This window comes from Streptomyces sp. NPDC015131 (assembly GCF_043079975.1).
GTDB lineage: Bacteria > Actinomycetota > Actinomycetes > Streptomycetales > Streptomycetaceae > Streptomyces.
The window spans coordinates 391,084-405,898 of record NZ_JBIBVB010000001.1; the positions used below are offsets into that span (position 1 = coordinate 391,084).

Consider the following 14,815-nt stretch of genomic DNA (forward strand, 5'->3'; position numbering starts at 1 on the left):
GTGAAGATGCGCCACCAGCAATTCGCCCTGACCGACCCGGACTTCTACGAGACGCCCTACACGGTCCGCCCCGGCGACACCCCCTTCGCGGCCTGCGCCCTCGCCGCACCCCCGGGCTGGCGGCGCACCGAGGGCGACGCCTGGCTGCACCTCACCCCGGAGCACCGGCGCCTCCCCGCCCAGGGCTGGAAGATCCACGTCTCGGCCCGCCCCGGGAACGCCGAACGGGTCCTGCGCACCGTGTGGGACCACTGCACCGGCCACGGCCTGGCCTTCAAGTTCCTCCGCACGCACCGCCTGCACCTCCTCCAGAACGCCAAGTACGCCGACCGGGGCTCCAGCGGAAAGCTCGCCACCCTCTACCCCTGCGACGAGACGGAGCTGGAGTCCGCGCTCGGCACCCTGTCCGCCGCGCTGGAGGGGGAGCCCGGACCGTACATCCTCAGCGACCTGCGCTTCGGCGACGGCCCGCTGTACGTGCGGTACGGCGGCTTCGCCGAGCGCCACTGCCCGGACGTCCACGGCGAACCCGTACCGGCTGTCGAGCGCCCCGACGGGCAGCTCGTACCGGACGAGCGCGGCCCCGCCTTCCACCTGCCCGACTGGGTGTCCCTGCCCGGCTTCCTCAAGCCCCACCTGGACGCCCGCGACGACCGGGCCGGCGCCGGCTCCTTCCCGTACCGCGTCGACGGCGTCCTGCACTTCTCCAACGGCGGCGGGGTCTACACGGCCCGCGCCAAGGACAGGGGGACGAAGGTCGTGCTCAAGGAGGCGCGCCCGCACACCGCCCCCGACAGCCGCGACCGCGACGCCCGGGACCGGCTGCGCCACGAGGCGGAGACACTCCGGCGCCTCGACGGCGTGCCGGGCGTCCCGGCCGCGCACCGCCACTTCACCGAGTGGGAGCACCACTTCCTCGCCATGGAGTACGTCGAGAGCACCCCGCTCACCCGCTGGATCGTCACCCACCACCCCCTCACCGGCGCCCGCCCCGGCCCGAAGGAGCTGAGCGACTACGCCGGCCGGGTGCGCGGCATCGTCGACCGGCTCCGGACCATCACCGACGCGCTGCTGGAGCGGGGCGTGGTCCACGGCGACCTCCACCCGAGCAACGTCCTCGTCGCGGACGACGGCACGGTCCACCTGATCGACTACGAGTTCGCGCGGGACCGGGGCGAGACGCCCGAACCGGGCCTCGGCGCACCGGGGTTCGTCCCGCCGCCCGGGCTCAGCGACGAGGGCGTCCACCGCTTCGGCCTCGCGGCGATCTGGCTGAACTGCATGCTGCCCCTCACCCCCCTGCTGGACCTCGCCCCGGAGAAGGCCGAGCAGTACGTCCGCGAGGCGGAGCTGCTGTTCGGCCTGGAACCGGGCGCCGGCGACGCCTTCCTGGCCGACCTCCGGCCGCCCGCACCCACACCGGAACCCACACCGGAACCCGCGCCGGAGCCCTCGCGGGACTCCTCACTCCGGCCGGCCCCCGCCTCCGGCCGGGCGGTCGGTGACGCGGCGATCCGGTTCGGGCCCCGCCCGCCCCGGTGGGCCGAGGTGTGCTTCTCCGCGTCCCGGGCCATCGTGCTCAGCGCCACGCCCCACCGCGAGGACCGGCTGTTCCCCGGGGACGTCAAGCAGTTCCCGCGCGGCGGCGCGGGCTTCGCGTACGGCGCCGCCGGAGTGCTCCACACCCTGGCGGCCGTCGGGGGCGGGCGGTACCCGGCCCTGGAGGACTGGCTCCTGGAGTCGGTGGACCGGCGCCCTCCGCTCCAGCCGGGGTTCTACGACGGCGCCCTCGGCATCGCCCACGCGCTCGACGCCCTCGGCCACCACGCCGCCGCCGACCGCCTCACCGACCGGGCCCTCGGGATGCTCCCGGGCGTCACCGGCGCCAACCTCTTCGACGGGCTGGCCGGCATCGGACTGGCCCTGCTGGGGCGCGCGTACACGGGGCGGGACGGCCACCTGCCGGAGGTCCGCGAGATCGCCACCCGGCTGGCCGGGGCCGTCGAGAGCGGCGTCCTGCGCGGCGGGCCCGGGGCGGCGGGCCCGGCCGGGACCGGCGAGCGCGGCGGCGGGGACCGGCGCCTCACCTACGAGGCCGGGCTGTTCCACGGCTGGTCCGGAGCGGCCCTGTTCTTCCTGCACCTGCACCGCGCGACCGGCGACCCCGGCTGCCTCGACCTGGCCCAGCTCGCGCTCCACCGGGACCTGGACGCGTGCGTCGAGCTGCCCGACGGGTCGGTCCAGGTGCGGGACGGCGCGGGCCGGGCGCTGCCGTACCTGGCCACCGGCGGCGCGGGCATCGCGCTGGTGGCCGACCTGCTGCTGGACGCCCGGCAGGACGAGCGGCTGCGGGGCGCCCTGCCCGGGCTGCTCCTGGCCTGCACGCCCGAACTGGTCCTGGGCGCCGGGCTGTTCCAGGGGCGGGCCGGCCTGCTGGCCGTGCTCGACCGGGTGGCGCGCCGCCGCCCGGAGCCGGCCCTGGGCGGGGCGAGCCGCCGGCTGCTGCGCACGCTGGACCGCCACGCCCTCGCGTACCGGGGGCACCTCGCCTTCCCCGGCGACCACAATCTGCGGCTCTCCATGGATGTGGCCACCGGGAACGCGGGCGTGCTCCTCGCCCTCAAGGCCGTCTGCGGAGAGGAGAGCGGAGAGGACGACGGAGAGAACAGCGCGTTCCTGCCCTTCATCGATCTGCCGGACGGCGCCCCGGCCTGACCGGGCCCCGCCGTACCGCGCAGGGCCATCGCACTCACGGAGAGGTGTTCGACATGGGTTTCGTTCTCGGTCTTCAGGAGCTGGAGTTCCCGGAGGAGTCCTCCCCGCTGGCGCTGAGCACGCAGAGCGTGTGGTGCTCGGTGTTCGGCTACTGCTAGGAGGAGGCGGCTGACCGGCCCCGGGCCGGTCGGGTCATGAGCCGGCGCTGGGACGGGGTACCTGACACCCCCGTCCCAGCGCCTTCGTGCGTCGGGATCGACGCGGGAGTCACGTCCAAGTGAACACTGACGCCGGGAAAAACTCCATCGTTCATGTTTGAAATATGCCCCGAGCGTGATGGGGGACCACGCTGAGCGTATGAACGGTGCTGTCCTGTGCGTTTTCAGTCAATCGACGGGCCGGAAAATCGCCCGCCTCGCTGAGCGAACCGCCCTCGATTCCGCCTCGACCCTGGACATCACCGCAGCTCAGAGTCGCTGCAGCGGGTGGGGTCGCCGCCCTGGCGGGCCGTGCGCCCGGGGGTCGAGGTTGATCCCCGAATGATCTAGGCATCGAACACGGACCCTGTTAGAGTCCACGGTGTCGAGAGCCGGAAGCGCTCTCAACACGACCCACCGCACGACTCACCCGACCAGTGATGCGCCACCGGCCGACGCACAGCCGGGCGCAGCCAGACCGTAGCGCCGTCGCCCGGGGGACCATGAACGAGAACAGCTCAGGGCGCGCCGGAGGCGCGCGACCGTCGGCGCACGGAGTGTGCCAACGATGTCATCACCACCTCCGCACCCGGTGAACACCCCCGGCCGGCAACCGGCCACCGGATGCCCGCCGGCGGGACGCCTCCCCGGCTGACCCGCCTCCGGCCCCACCCCACCCGGGGCCGCACCCCCGCGACCTCACACCCGCCGTCATGGACGGGCGGCCGTCAGCGGTGCCGTGCACCGGCCCGCACGCTCCACCCCGGCCCCCGGCCCCGGCCGCCCCTGCCCGGGCGCGGCCCGGCGCCACCCCGTCCGCCCCGGCGCCACCACCCGTGTCCAGAAGGGAACCCCCATGGACGTCACGGACGTACGTGACTTCATCTATTACCCCGTCAGCGCCCAGAAGATGGTGCGCGGCGAGGGGATATACCTCTACGACGAGGACGGCAAGGAGTACCTCGACTGCGCCTCCGCCACCTTCAACCTCAGCCTGGGCTACTCCCACCCGGCGGTCGTCGCCGCGATGAAGGAGCAGTTAGACCTCTTCACCCACCTCACCTCCTCGATGCAGAGCGACCCCATCAACGGGCTGGTGCGCCGCCTCGTGGAGGTCTCCCCGGACAACATCACCAAGGTCCACCCCAAGGTCTCCGGCGGCTCGACCGCCAACGAGGGCGCCATCAAGATGGCGCAGCACGCCACCGGACGCTCCGAGGTCATCTCGCTGTTCCGCAGCCACCTCGGCCAGACGATGATGATGACCTCCATGTCGGGCAACGCCTTCCGCAAGGAGCCGTTCCCCTCCCTCTTCCCGCGCACCCTCCAGGTCCCGGACCCGTACTGCTTCCGCTGCTTCTACGGGCAGCAGGCCGGCAGCTGCGGGATGATGTGCGTCGACCGCATCGAGGACTTCCTGGAGTACGCCAGCACCGGCCAGGTCGCCGCGATCGTGGTCGAGCCGATCTCCGGCAACGGCGGCAACATCGTCCCGCCCGACGGGTACTTCCAGAAGCTCCGGGCCTTCTGCGACGAGCACGACATCGTGCTGATCTTCGACGAGATCCAGACCGGCATCGGCCGCACCGGCGAGATGTTCGCCGCCCAGCACTTCGGGGTCGAGCCCGACGCCATCACCACCGCCAAGGGCCTCGGCGGCTCCGGCGCCCAGGTCGCCGCGATCCTCACCAACGACCGCCTGGCGGGCCTGCCGGCCAACCACCACTCCTTCACCTACGGCGCCAACCTGCTGGCCGCCGCGGCGGCCAACGTCACCCTCGACATCGTCCGGCAGCCCGAGTTCCTCGCCAACGTCCGGGCCACCGGCAACTACATCCTCGGCCGCCTCGCCGACATGCAGACCCGCTACCCGGCCATCGCCGACGTACGCGGTGTCGGCCTGATGATCGGCTTCGAGATGGTGGAGCCCGACGGCAAGCCGGCCGTCAAGCTCACCAACCACCTGGCCGGCGCGGCCACGCAGCACGGCCTGATCCTGCGGACCTCCCGCTACGGATACGGCAACGTACTCAAGATCCGCCCGCCGCTGATCCTCACCCTCGACCAGGCCGAGCTGCTGTGCGACCGCCTGGAGAACCTCTTCCGCGCGGAGCTGTCCTCATGATGAAAGAACTGCTCACCGGCCTCGGCCGGCACGTCCGCGAGGAGCTGCTCGCCTACGCCGACCGGGGACTGGCCCGGCAGGTGCACGGCGACTCGCCCGGCGGCGACGCCCAGTTCGACGTGGACGAGATCGCCGAGCGCGCCGTCCTGGAGTACCTCCGCGAGCACGCCCGGATCCCCCTCGCCGTCTACACCGAGGACGGTTCGCTGGTCGAGCTCGCGCCGGACCCTCAGTACGTGCTGGTCGTCGACCCCATCGACGGCACCCGGCCCACCTCCGCCGGCCTGGAGATGGGCATGGTCTCCATCGCGGCGGCGCCGCTCACCACCGCCTCCCCGACCCTCGCCGACGTCACCGCCGCGCACCTGCTGGAGATCAAGAGCGGTGCCTGGATCTACGGCGACGACGAGGAGGGGCTCTCCAGCTCCGGCTACCGCCACGCCCTGCCCCGCCTCAGCCGGACCACCGACCCGGCGCGGATGTTCTGGTCGATCGAGTTCAACGGCCACCCCATGCACCTGATGAACGCCGCCTACGGCCACCTGGTGGACCTCTCGGCCAACACCGGCGGCGTCTTCGTCTTCAACAGCGCCACCTTCTCCATCTCCCGCATCATCACCGGCCAGCTCGACAGCTACGTCGACATCGGCAACCGGGTGCTGCGCGACCACCCCGGCACCGAGGCCGACTTCCTCGGCGCCGGGCGGGGCTCGATCCTGCACCTCTTCCCGTACGACATCGCCGCCGCCGTCTACCTCGCCAAGCACTGCGGGGTGACCATCACCGACGCGTACGGCGACGACCTGGGCACGACCGCGCTGCTCGACCTGGACCCGATGAACCAGAAGTCGTGCATCGCGGCGGCCACCCCCGAACTGCACAAGCGACTCCTGGACGCGATCCGCTGGGACCTGCCCGGCACCGCCACCACTCCGGCCGCGGGAGGCACGGCATGAAGGCCCTGATACTCAACGAGCAGCGCACCCTCTCCCTCGTCGACCGCCCCAGGCCGGAGCCCACCGCGCCCACGGACGTCGTCGTCAGGGTCGCCCAGACCGGCATCTGCGGCACCGACCGCAGCGTGCTGGTGGGCAAGTTCCCCGCCGAGCCCGGGGTCGTCATGGGGCACGAGGCGGTCGGCGTCGTGGACGCCGTCGGCCCCGCCGTCACCGAGCACAAGCCGGGCGACCGCGTCATCATCAACCCCACGCTGTACTGCGGGAGTTGCCCCACCTGCCTCGAAGGGCATTGGGACTTCTGCCGGAACAAGGCCGGCACCGAGGTCGGCCTCGACCTCGACGGCGCCTTCGCCGAGTACATCCGGCTCCCCGAGCGGTTCATCCACCGCATGCCCGACGGCATGGACTTCGACCGCGCCTCGGTGGTGGAGCCCCTCGCCTGCGCGCTCAATAACCTGGAGGCCGGCCGCCTCCAGGCCGGTGAGACCGCCGTCGTCGTCGGCGGCGGGCCGGTCGGCGTGGTGTGCGCGCTCCTCGCCCACCACTACGGCGCCCGGGTCCTGCTCATCGAGCCCGACCCGTACCGCCAGGAGCTGTGCCGCCAGGTGTTCGCCCACACCGAGGACGGCCGGGTCACCGTCCACGCCCCCGACGAGACCGGCCTCGCCCGGCGCGGCGACCTGGTCGTCGACACCGTCGGCAACCTGCTCGAACCGAGCATGGAGTACGCCGCCGACCGCGGCCGCGTCGTCATCATGGGCTACCACAGCAAGGCCACCGCGACCGTACGGCCCCTGGAGATCCTCCAGCGCGGCCTGCACCTCATCGGGGCGGGCGACTACAACAGCCGGCTGTTCCCCACGGCGATCGAGCTGGCCCGCTGGCTGCCGCTGGAGAAGCTGGTCACCCACCGCTTCCCGCTGGAGGAGCACGACGCGGCCTTCGCCGCCCTCGCCCCCGAGCCGGGCGCGCCGTACTCCGCGCTCAAGGTCGTCCTCGTACCGGAACCGGCCGGAGCCCCCGAGTGACCCCGCCCGCCTCCGCCTCCACCTCGTCCGGGGCCTTCGCCTCCCGGCCGGACGCGGCCGGCCGCCCGGTCGTGATCGGCGAGTACCCCTACTACCGGGCCCGGCCCGAGAAGTGGGGCCCCAACCTGCGCGAACTGCGAAGACTGGGCGTCGACGTGGTCTCCTGCTACCTGCCCTGGCGCTTCCACGAGATCCTCACCCCCCAAGGGGAGCGCGCCTTCGACTTCACCGGCGCCACCGACCCCCAGCGCGACGTGGCCGGCCTGCTGGCCACCGCCCGGGATACCGGACTGGACGTGCTGCTCAAGCCCGGCCCGTTCATCCACGCCGAGGTCCAGCTCGGCGGCCTCCCCGACCGGCTGTGCGAGCCCGGCGGCACCGACCGCACCCCGTACACCGGGCTCCACGGGCGGACGCTGACCTCGCAGGGCAGGCCGCTGCCCAGCCTCTTCGACCCGGGCGTCCGCGACGAGGCCGCCGTATGGCTGCGCGCAGTCGCCGACCGGGTGATCGCCCCCGCCCTCGCCCCCCACGGGCCGGTCGTGGCCGTCCAGTTGGGCAACGAGGGCATCTGCGGCGACGCCCACACACCGATCACCAGCCAGGACGCCGGCCCGCACGCCCGCGCCGCGTTCGCCACGTGGCTGGCCGGCCGCGGAGCCGGCGACCTCGCGCCCCGGGCGGCCGGCGACGCGGAGCAGTGGCCGCCGGAGCTGCGCCGGCTCTGGTCGCAGTGGGCCGGCCGGGCCATCACGGACGTCTGGGACTGGCTCGCCGGGCTCATGCCCGAGGGCGTGGCCAAGGTCGTCAACGTCCCGCTCGCCCCGGTCGCCGGGCCCGAGCCCACCGTCGACGCCTGGGCCGCCCGCACCGGCGCCATCGCCCGCTCCGGATACCACGTGGGCCACACCGAATGGGTGGGCAACCCGTGCGCGGAGCCCGACTCCTTCCGCGCCCACCTGCTCGGCATCCGGCTCGGACGTACCGACGTCCTGGAGGCCAACTGGGGCTTCACCTGGACCGACAGCGGCTTCGCCGAGGCCCGCGTCCCGGTGTTCAACGCCCTGCTGGCGCTGATGCTCGGCTCGCGCACGGTGAGCGTCTACACGGCGTGCGCGACCACCTCCTGGGGCGCCGACATCGACATGGACCCCGAGGGCCTGCTGTCCGAGGGCGTCGACCCCGGGCTGCACGCCCCGCCCTACTGCCCGGGCGCGCCCGCCACCGAGGGCGGCGAGCCGGGCGCCACCGGCCAGGGGCTGCGCCTGCTCCGGGCGTTCCTCGACCGGTGCGGCGGCGACCTCCTGGACAGCGCGCTGGAACGGGACGCCGTCCTGGCCGTCGACCGGGCCCTGCCCGAGGCCGAGTGCTGGACGCCGGGCGCGGACACCGCGCTGCGGCAGGCCGCCGGCGCCGTCCATGACGTGCTGCTGCGGCGCGGGCTGCTGGTCGACCCCCAGTGGCTCGACGAGGACGGCGACGTCCCCGGCGGCACCGGCGGGCTCCCCGTGGCGGTGCTCCGCCCCGGCGACGGCGCGCCCGCGGACCACGCGGTGGCCGAGCGGCTGGAGGAACTGCTCGCGGACGTGCCGGCGGCGGCGTGGACCGGCACCGGGGGCAGGACCGCCGTCCTGCGCCGTACGGGCCGGGACGGGCGCACCGTGTTCGTCGCCGCCTTCAACGCCTCGCCGGACACCGACCGGGTCACCGGACCGGTGGGCGGCGAGCGCTGCGAGGTGACGCTCCCGCCGGGCAGCGCCGTGGTGGCCGTCCTCACCGGCGGCGTCCTCACCGGCTGGCTCGCCACCCCCGCGGCACCCGGCGGCCCGGAAGTCCGCCTCACCCTGGGCGGCAGCCCCGCGGACGACCTGCGGATCCAGCCCCCGCACTGAGCGGCCCGCCGACCGGAGGCCACCCGTCCCACCCCCGGGGACGGGTGGCCTCCCCGCCGCGTCACCGCCGGGCCACCCGCCTCCGTCCGTTGAGTACGCGTACTCATGCCGCCCCCGCCGGCCCGTCCGTACCGTCGCCGTCATGAGGAAGACCGCCCCGCTCCTGGCCCTGCTGCTCGCCGCCCTGACGGCCACCGGATGCTCCGCGCTGGAGCGCGACTACCCGCCCGGCGACCCGGGGGCGATGCGCGGGCGGCTCACCGACCGGGCGCAGTGGGCGTACGACGGCATGGCACTCCCGCCGCACCCGCCCGTGAGCCCCTCCACCGTCAGCCCCCGCCACCACTGCCCGGCCGGCGGCCTCTCCCTCGACGAGACGGCGCAGGACGTCGTCTCCTACGAACTGCGGTGGACGGTCGAGGACGTCCCGGACCGGGTCGCCGGCGCCACCGAGGCACGGCTGCGGAAGCGGTTCGTCTCCCAGGGCTGGACGGTCACCCACGAGGACAACCGCAGGACCGCGACGACGGTCCTGTACGGCTTCCGCGTCGAGGACCCGCGCACCGGCGACACGTTCGACCTCGCCTGGAACAGCGGCACCACGTCCCTGTTCCTGACCGGCTACACCCCCTGCGCGAAGGTCCCCCCGGGGACGGCCGGCGCGGCGTCGCAGGAGCCGTGGTCCCCGCGAACGGGCCGTCTCCCCACCGGGTGAAGACCCCGTGGACGCGCCCCCGGGCCGCGGCCCGGCTCGCTACGATGCAGCCGGTTGCCGACCCAAGGGGGAAATCATGGTGGTACGTACGCGCACGGCGCTGGCGCTCGGTGCGGCGCTCGTCCTGCTCACCGGCTGTTCGGACGGCGGCGGCGGTGACGCCAAGAGCTCCGCGTCGCCCACCGGTCCGGAGGCGGCCCCGGCCCCGTCGCGGACCACCTTCTCCTCGTACGCCGACTTCCCCGGCAAGGACTTCGTCACGACCGAGCCGGGCATGGACCTGGGCGTGCGCGTCAAGCCGGTGGACACCGCCTGGACGCCCGAGCTGGCGGGCAAGCCGGCGGACGGCGGGAAGCACTTCTTCGCCGTCTACGTCGCCGTCACCGGGGAGCTGCCCGACCGGGGCGTGGAGAAGGCCAAGCTGGACTACCTCCGGCTGAAGTACAAGTCCACGGAGAAGCCCTGCGAGTTCGGCGAGAGCGGCTTCTGCTTCCGGGAGGCGTTCCCCAGCAGCTCGCTCGTCGACCTCGACGACGCCCAGGAGAGCGGCGGCTGGCGCACCCACTCCTGGCAGACCGGCCTGCTGGGCCGCGACATCGAGCGGGGCGAGACCAAGATGGGCGTGGTCGGCTTCAGCCTGCCGGACACGGAGAAGGCCGCCTCGTTCGAACTGTGCGGCCCCACGAAGGAGGCCCAGGTGGACACCGACAAGTTCGCCTGCGTCCCGGTCAAGACCCCCACCCGCACCTGACGACCGCACCCCCTCCCCGGCCGGGCGGGGGAGGGGACACGGCGGCACACGGCCTACAGAAGGCGGACGTGCACGCGCTCCCGGCCCTGACGGCTCGGTACGGGCCACGATGAATACCTCGCCCACGTAGCCCACAGCCTGGGTCAGCGCACCGCCGTGATGCGATTCGGGGCACCCTCCAGCAGGTGAAGGCGCTGCAGCTCCGCGATGTCGGTGATCAGCGTGGCCCGGATGTCAGAACCCAGACGCCGCCAGCCGAAAAACTCACAGGCTTGCTTCATCAGTTCCTCGTCCGACATTCCAGGACACTCTGCGGCCAGTTCCCACAGTGCGAGTGTGCGTTCGGCCGGAGCGATATGCTGCACCTTCCGCGCAGTCTGGCCTTCGCCCAGACGTCGTGCGGTGCAGACGGTCCGGCCAGCCACATCGTAGAAGGAACCCTCCGACGATACTGTGCCGGACCGGACAAGAGCCTGCGCGACCTGCACGATGGCGGGCCGGACGCGGCTCCCGGCCTTGGACAGGCCCCATGATTCACGAGCCCGCTGCACGAGCAGATCCACGTGGATCGGTCCTTCGGCCTCGATGATCTCCGCGAGTACCTTGCGCAGGGCCGGCTTGGCTTCGGGAGTGTGGATCTCGTGGACCGAAGCGGCGCTGATCCACTTGGTCTCGTACGGAACGCTCCACTCTCGCCGGACCTGCGTGTCCACCGGAACGCGCTCGTACTCGACGCCCCATTGCGTCGGTGGCACGGGTGGCACAGGTGTCCCTGGAAGTGAGAGTGATTGCGCGCCGTCGTCCGCATCCGCCCGGCCGGAACGTGGTGGCCTCGGATCGTCGACGCGTCGGTCCGCGGCCCCCGACTGGCGGGGCAGCACCACCGGGGACGCCGGGGACAGAGGTTCCTGGGCGACGGCACGTTCGACCGCCTCACGCAGGCGTGCTTCGGCTGCGGTCCGGCCCCGATACCAGTCCGTGCCCCAAATCCGGTACAGCCGCCACCCCAGTCCGTTCAAGACTTGCTCACGCAGCCGGTCGCGGTCCCGGGCGGCCTTGGAGGAGTGGTACATCGCGCCGTCGCACTCGATGCCGAGGGCGTACGAGCCGGGCAGCGCCGGATGCCGCAGGCCGAGGTCGATGCGGTAGCCCGCAACTCCGACCTGCGGCTGAACCTGATACCCCCAGCCACGCAGCACCTCGAGCACCGATTCCTCGAAGGGGCTGTCAGGCTCGGCGTCGGACGGGCCGAGCTCCTGGGCGAGCACCGACGGGCCGCTCTCCGCATATTCGAGGTATCGCTTCAGGTGCAGGACACTCTCGTTCGGACTGTCGGGCAAATTGCCACCGCGGAAGGACGCAACGACCTCCATACGGTACCGGGCGCGGGTGACCGCAACGTTCAGACGGCGCCAACCACCGGTCTTGTTGATCGGGCCGAAGTTCAGGCCCAGCTTGCCGTGTCCAGGTTCTTGACGAAGAACCCGTCGAGACGATCCTCGGTGAAGCAGTGCTCCAAGTCCGGTCGTGTTAGTCGGGCCTGTTGCACCGCCAGGTCGATGGCGGACGCCTGGGCCTGGGAAAGAGCCACGACGCCGAGGGTGCGGCCGGGGCGAGTGTCGAAATGGTGGAGGACACGCCGGGCGACGTACTCGGCCTCGGCCTGGTTGTCGCGGCGGCCGCCGCGATCGTAGACACCGTCGGCCTGCAGGAAGGCAACCCCCACATCGTTCCCCTCTTCCCGCGCACCGGGGAAGGTGATCATGGAGTTCTTGTAGAACTGGCGGTTGCTGAACGTAATCAGGTTCTCGTGACGGCTGCGGTAGTGCCAGCGCAGGGGCAGCTCTCGCATGGCGCCGGCTTTACACGCATGCAGCAGCGATTCGAATGAGTCCGGCACGTCCTCCGTGTACTCGTCCGAGTCATCCTCGACGCTGGCGTCGAAGAACGACGTCGGTGGCAGTTGCTTCTCGTCGCCTGCCACGACGAGGGTACGGCCTCGGTAGACGGAGTTGATCGCGTCTCCGGGACGGACCTGGGAGGCCTCGTCGAAGATGACGACATCGAACTGGAAGTCGGCGGGCAGCATTTGGCTGACGGTGAGGGGGCTCATCATGAAGCAGGGCTTGATCGCCTGCACGACCTCGCGGGTCCTGCTGAGCAAGTCACGTACCGGCATGTGCGTGGGTTCTTTTCTCCGCCTCCCGGACAATGACCGCGCCGCCACCGCTGCCGAAGTGGCGCGGCCGCCTTGTATTGCAGGCTGCGATGACGGCCCGGCCCGCGGCGGCGACCAGCCGCCGGTCGGCCTCCCGGAAATCAGCGACCCGGGCGTCGAGGTCGTCAGCGCGTGTCGTACGCAGGCGGTCGTCGGACGCGAGGACGTCATCGGCCCAGGCCCTCAGCAGCGCCTGCTCAACGATATCGGGCAGCTGGTGCGGGTCCAGACCGCGCTCAGCCGCAGCCGCAATGAGGTCATCCGCGCCGTGCCGGGCGAGCACGGCGAGCCCGTCGCGGTAGGCACGCCACTCATCGGGGCCGCTGGGGTCGCCGGCCAAAGTTTCGATCAATTCCCGGGCCTGGTCCAGCGAGCCGATCAGGGACGGCGAGAGCTGCGCGGAGCGCGCCGAGTCGAAGAGGCCGAGCAGCGTTTCGGCGGCCGCCTCCCAGCGGTCGGCGCGCTGGCCGCAGCAGCGCACCAGGCGCTCACAGCACTCCGCACATTGTCGGAGAGGAGTCCGGCGAGGCGGTCCTGCTCCGTGTCGTGAGCCAGCTGCAGTGCGGCGACTCCCGCCCGTTCCGCCACGCCTGTGAGTTCGGCGATACGGTCGGCGTTGGCCAACGCCAAGTCGAGAGAGGCGACTGCCTCAGCCGCGCGGGGAACGTACGGGCCCAGGAGCGAAGAGTGCAGCTCTGCGAGACGGGCCACCTCGATATGGGCGTCTCGCCAGGCGACGGCCTGGTCGAGCCGAGTGCCGACCGACTTGTCCCAGGTCCTGCCGACTGTGAGCGCGGCTGCGGCAGTCCGGTCGGCCTTGAACTGTGCCGAGAACCGGGACAGCAGGCCCCGGTGCTCCGTGGAGAACCGGTCTGCCAGGGCGTTCAGCTCTGCGCCGCCCAGTACCTGCTCGCCGAAGAGGTCCTCCGCCGCGGCCCTCGTTCCGGCTTCCGCCGCGATCGCCAGGCGCAGTTCGGCCGCGGCGGCGTGCGCCTGCGCGAGAACGGGGGAGTCGAACCATCCGCGTGGTGGCCGGTGCACGGCCGATGTCAGGTCGGCCAGCTCGCACAGCGCGAAGGCGGCCTCCGGCGCGACGTCCTCCCGAGGCATCCTGAAGAGTTCGGCGAGTTGGCGCAGCTCGGTGCCGACATCCTCGGGCAACTGACCGGCTGCCGGTGTCTGGGGTACGTGGGGAAGACCCTCGCGCAGGGCTTGTACGCTCTGCCTCAGCTCTCGCACCGACCCGGGCTTGTCCTGCGACGCGGCGAAGGGTCGTCGACCGATGGCCGCATCCAGTGCGGTCAGGGCGTCGGCGGCCTCGGACACCACGGCCTGGGCCGCGCCGCCCACGAGGCCGCGCCAGGCGAACGAAGCCCCCTGAGCCGCGGGCCGCCAGGCCCGGCTGATCGCGTGCGCGGCGTCGATCGACTCCCGGAGGGCAGTGGCGGTCAGATTCCGGACCACGGTGTCGTTCTGCAAGGACACCGACAGCGGTGGAATGTCGGCCTGATCCAGCTGGATCAGACGCCCCAGCACCTCGTGCAAGGTGCGCTCAAGCGGCTGGCGGGGCTGATTCATGGCCGCGGCATACGCGGACAGCTCCGTGCGCAACTGGCGGGCCTGCTCCAACTGGTGCTGGGCGGCCCCGTTGACCCGGGCCTCCGTCGTCAGGACGCGGGCGAGCTCGGTGGCCACGGCCTTCTTGCTCGTATCGCCGCTGTGCAGGGCCATGACGAAGTCACCCAGCCCGACACCGCGCAGGCGGTTGCGTACCACGTCCAGTGCCGCGGCCTTCTCACTGACGAAGAGGACGCTGCGTCCGGCGTGCATCAGGGCAGCGATCATGTTGGTGATCGTCTGGCTCTTGCCCGTGCCCGGCGGGCCGCTCATGACGAAGGAGCGCCGGTCGAGGACGGCGGCGATGCACTGTCGCTGCGAGGCGTCGGCGTCCAGCACCATCGGGGTCTTCTCGGGCAGCTGGATCTCGTCGATGCGGTCGAGCTCCGGAGGATCGAACCCGATGATGTCGTCAGGCAGGCCGGCGTCAGGCCCGAGGGCGACTGCCCGTACCAGCGGGTGAGCGAGGATCTGGTCCTCGTTCTGCCGGAGGTCCTGATACATGGACTCCCGGTGGGACGCGAAGAGTCCGAGCACCACGCGCTCGTCGACCGACCAGCCGTCCACGTTCGCCGCGACCTTCCGCGCCGCGGAGAGA

At 72.3% G+C, this 14,815-nt stretch carries 11 protein-coding genes; 7 read left to right on the forward strand and 4 right to left on the reverse strand.

The window, feature by feature from the left end:
- Nucleotides 1–6 precede the first annotated feature (6 nt).
- The 7 genes from lanKC (at nt 7) to ACF08D_RS01555 (ending at nt 10,382) form a co-directional block, all read left to right on the forward strand.
- Nucleotides 7–2,715, forward strand: a complete 2,709-nt coding sequence (gene lanKC / locus ACF08D_RS01525) for a class III lanthionine synthetase LanKC (RefSeq protein ID WP_392221178.1) — start codon at nt 7–9, stop codon at nt 2,713–2,715.
- A 1,053-nt stretch (nt 2,716–3,768) separates the two neighbouring features.
- The gene (locus ACF08D_RS01530; RefSeq protein WP_392220422.1) at nt 3,769–5,037 is read left to right on the forward strand and encodes an aspartate aminotransferase family protein; all 1,269 of its coding nucleotides are present in this window, start codon (nt 3,769–3,771) and stop codon (nt 5,035–5,037) included.
- Nucleotides 5,034–5,993, forward strand: coding sequence for an inositol monophosphatase family protein (locus ACF08D_RS01535; RefSeq protein WP_392220423.1), 960 nt, complete (start codon nt 5,034–5,036; stop codon nt 5,991–5,993). The genes ACF08D_RS01530 and ACF08D_RS01535 overlap by 4 nt, the downstream gene beginning before the upstream one ends.
- The gene (locus ACF08D_RS01540; protein WP_392220425.1) at nt 5,990–7,024 is read left to right on the forward strand and encodes a zinc-binding dehydrogenase; all 1,035 of its coding nucleotides are present in this window, start codon (nt 5,990–5,992) and stop codon (nt 7,022–7,024) included. Before ACF08D_RS01535 ends, ACF08D_RS01540 begins: the two co-directional genes overlap by 4 nt.
- Entirely contained in the window at nt 7,021–8,916 is a 1,896-nt protein-coding gene (locus tag ACF08D_RS01545) for a beta-galactosidase (protein ID WP_392220426.1), read from the forward strand. Before ACF08D_RS01540 ends, ACF08D_RS01545 begins: the two co-directional genes overlap by 4 nt.
- Before the next feature lie 142 nt (nt 8,917–9,058).
- The gene (locus ACF08D_RS01550; RefSeq protein WP_392220427.1) at nt 9,059–9,631 is read left to right on the forward strand and encodes a hypothetical protein; all 573 of its coding nucleotides are present in this window, start codon (nt 9,059–9,061) and stop codon (nt 9,629–9,631) included.
- Between the two features lie 76 nt (nt 9,632–9,707).
- Nucleotides 9,708–10,382: a hypothetical protein gene (locus ACF08D_RS01555; RefSeq protein WP_392220428.1), complete on the forward strand. Its 675-nt coding sequence runs from the start codon at nt 9,708–9,710 to the stop codon at nt 10,380–10,382.
- Nucleotides 10,383–10,525: 143 nt separating this feature from the next.
- Here the strand turns inward: ACF08D_RS01555 and ACF08D_RS01560 are convergent, their stop codons facing one another.
- The 4 genes from ACF08D_RS01560 to ACF08D_RS01575 all read right to left on the reverse strand — a co-directional run bounded on the left by ACF08D_RS01560 (nt 10,526) and on the right by ACF08D_RS01575 (nt 14,784).
- Complete coding sequence (locus ACF08D_RS01560) at nt 10,526–11,755, reverse strand: DUF3320 domain-containing protein (protein WP_392220429.1); 1,230 nt, start codon at nt 11,753–11,755, stop codon at nt 10,526–10,528.
- A gap of 71 nt (nt 11,756–11,826) precedes the next feature.
- Nucleotides 11,827–12,522: a DEAD/DEAH box helicase gene (locus ACF08D_RS01565; RefSeq protein ID WP_392220430.1), complete on the reverse strand. Its 696-nt coding sequence runs from the start codon at nt 12,520–12,522 to the stop codon at nt 11,827–11,829.
- Nucleotides 12,523–12,547: 25 nt separating this feature from the next.
- Nucleotides 12,548–12,952 carry a hypothetical protein gene (locus ACF08D_RS01570; protein WP_392220431.1) on the reverse strand — a complete coding sequence of 135 codons (405 nt, stop codon included), beginning with the start codon at nt 12,950–12,952 and terminating at the stop codon, nt 12,548–12,550.
- Between the two features lie 26 nt (nt 12,953–12,978).
- Nucleotides 12,979–14,784 carry an AAA domain-containing protein gene (locus ACF08D_RS01575; protein ID WP_392220432.1) on the reverse strand — a complete coding sequence of 602 codons (1,806 nt, stop codon included), beginning with the start codon at nt 14,782–14,784 and terminating at the stop codon, nt 12,979–12,981.
- Between the last annotated feature and the right edge of the window lie 31 nt (nt 14,785–14,815).

What these genes read in the sequence shown, in the direction of transcription:
- ACF08D_RS01530 (WP_392220422.1), top strand. Translation starts at nt 3,769, where the DNA reads ATGGACGTCACGGACGTACGTGACTTCATCTATTACCCCGTCAGCGCC.
- ACF08D_RS01560 (WP_392220429.1), bottom strand. Translation starts at nt 11,755, where the DNA reads ATGGAGGTCGTTGCGTCCTTCCGCGGTGGCAATTTGCCCGACAGTCCG.
- ACF08D_RS01555 (WP_392220428.1), top strand. Translation starts at nt 9,708, where the DNA reads ATGGTGGTACGTACGCGCACGGCGCTGGCGCTCGGTGCGGCGCTCGTC.
- lanKC (WP_392221178.1), top strand. Translation starts at nt 7, where the DNA reads ATGCGCCACCAGCAATTCGCCCTGACCGACCCGGACTTCTACGAGACG.
- ACF08D_RS01540 (WP_392220425.1), top strand. Translation starts at nt 5,990, where the DNA reads ATGAAGGCCCTGATACTCAACGAGCAGCGCACCCTCTCCCTCGTCGAC.
- ACF08D_RS01550 (WP_392220427.1), top strand. Translation starts at nt 9,059, where the DNA reads ATGAGGAAGACCGCCCCGCTCCTGGCCCTGCTGCTCGCCGCCCTGACG.
- ACF08D_RS01535 (WP_392220423.1), top strand. Translation starts at nt 5,034, where the DNA reads ATGATGAAAGAACTGCTCACCGGCCTCGGCCGGCACGTCCGCGAGGAG.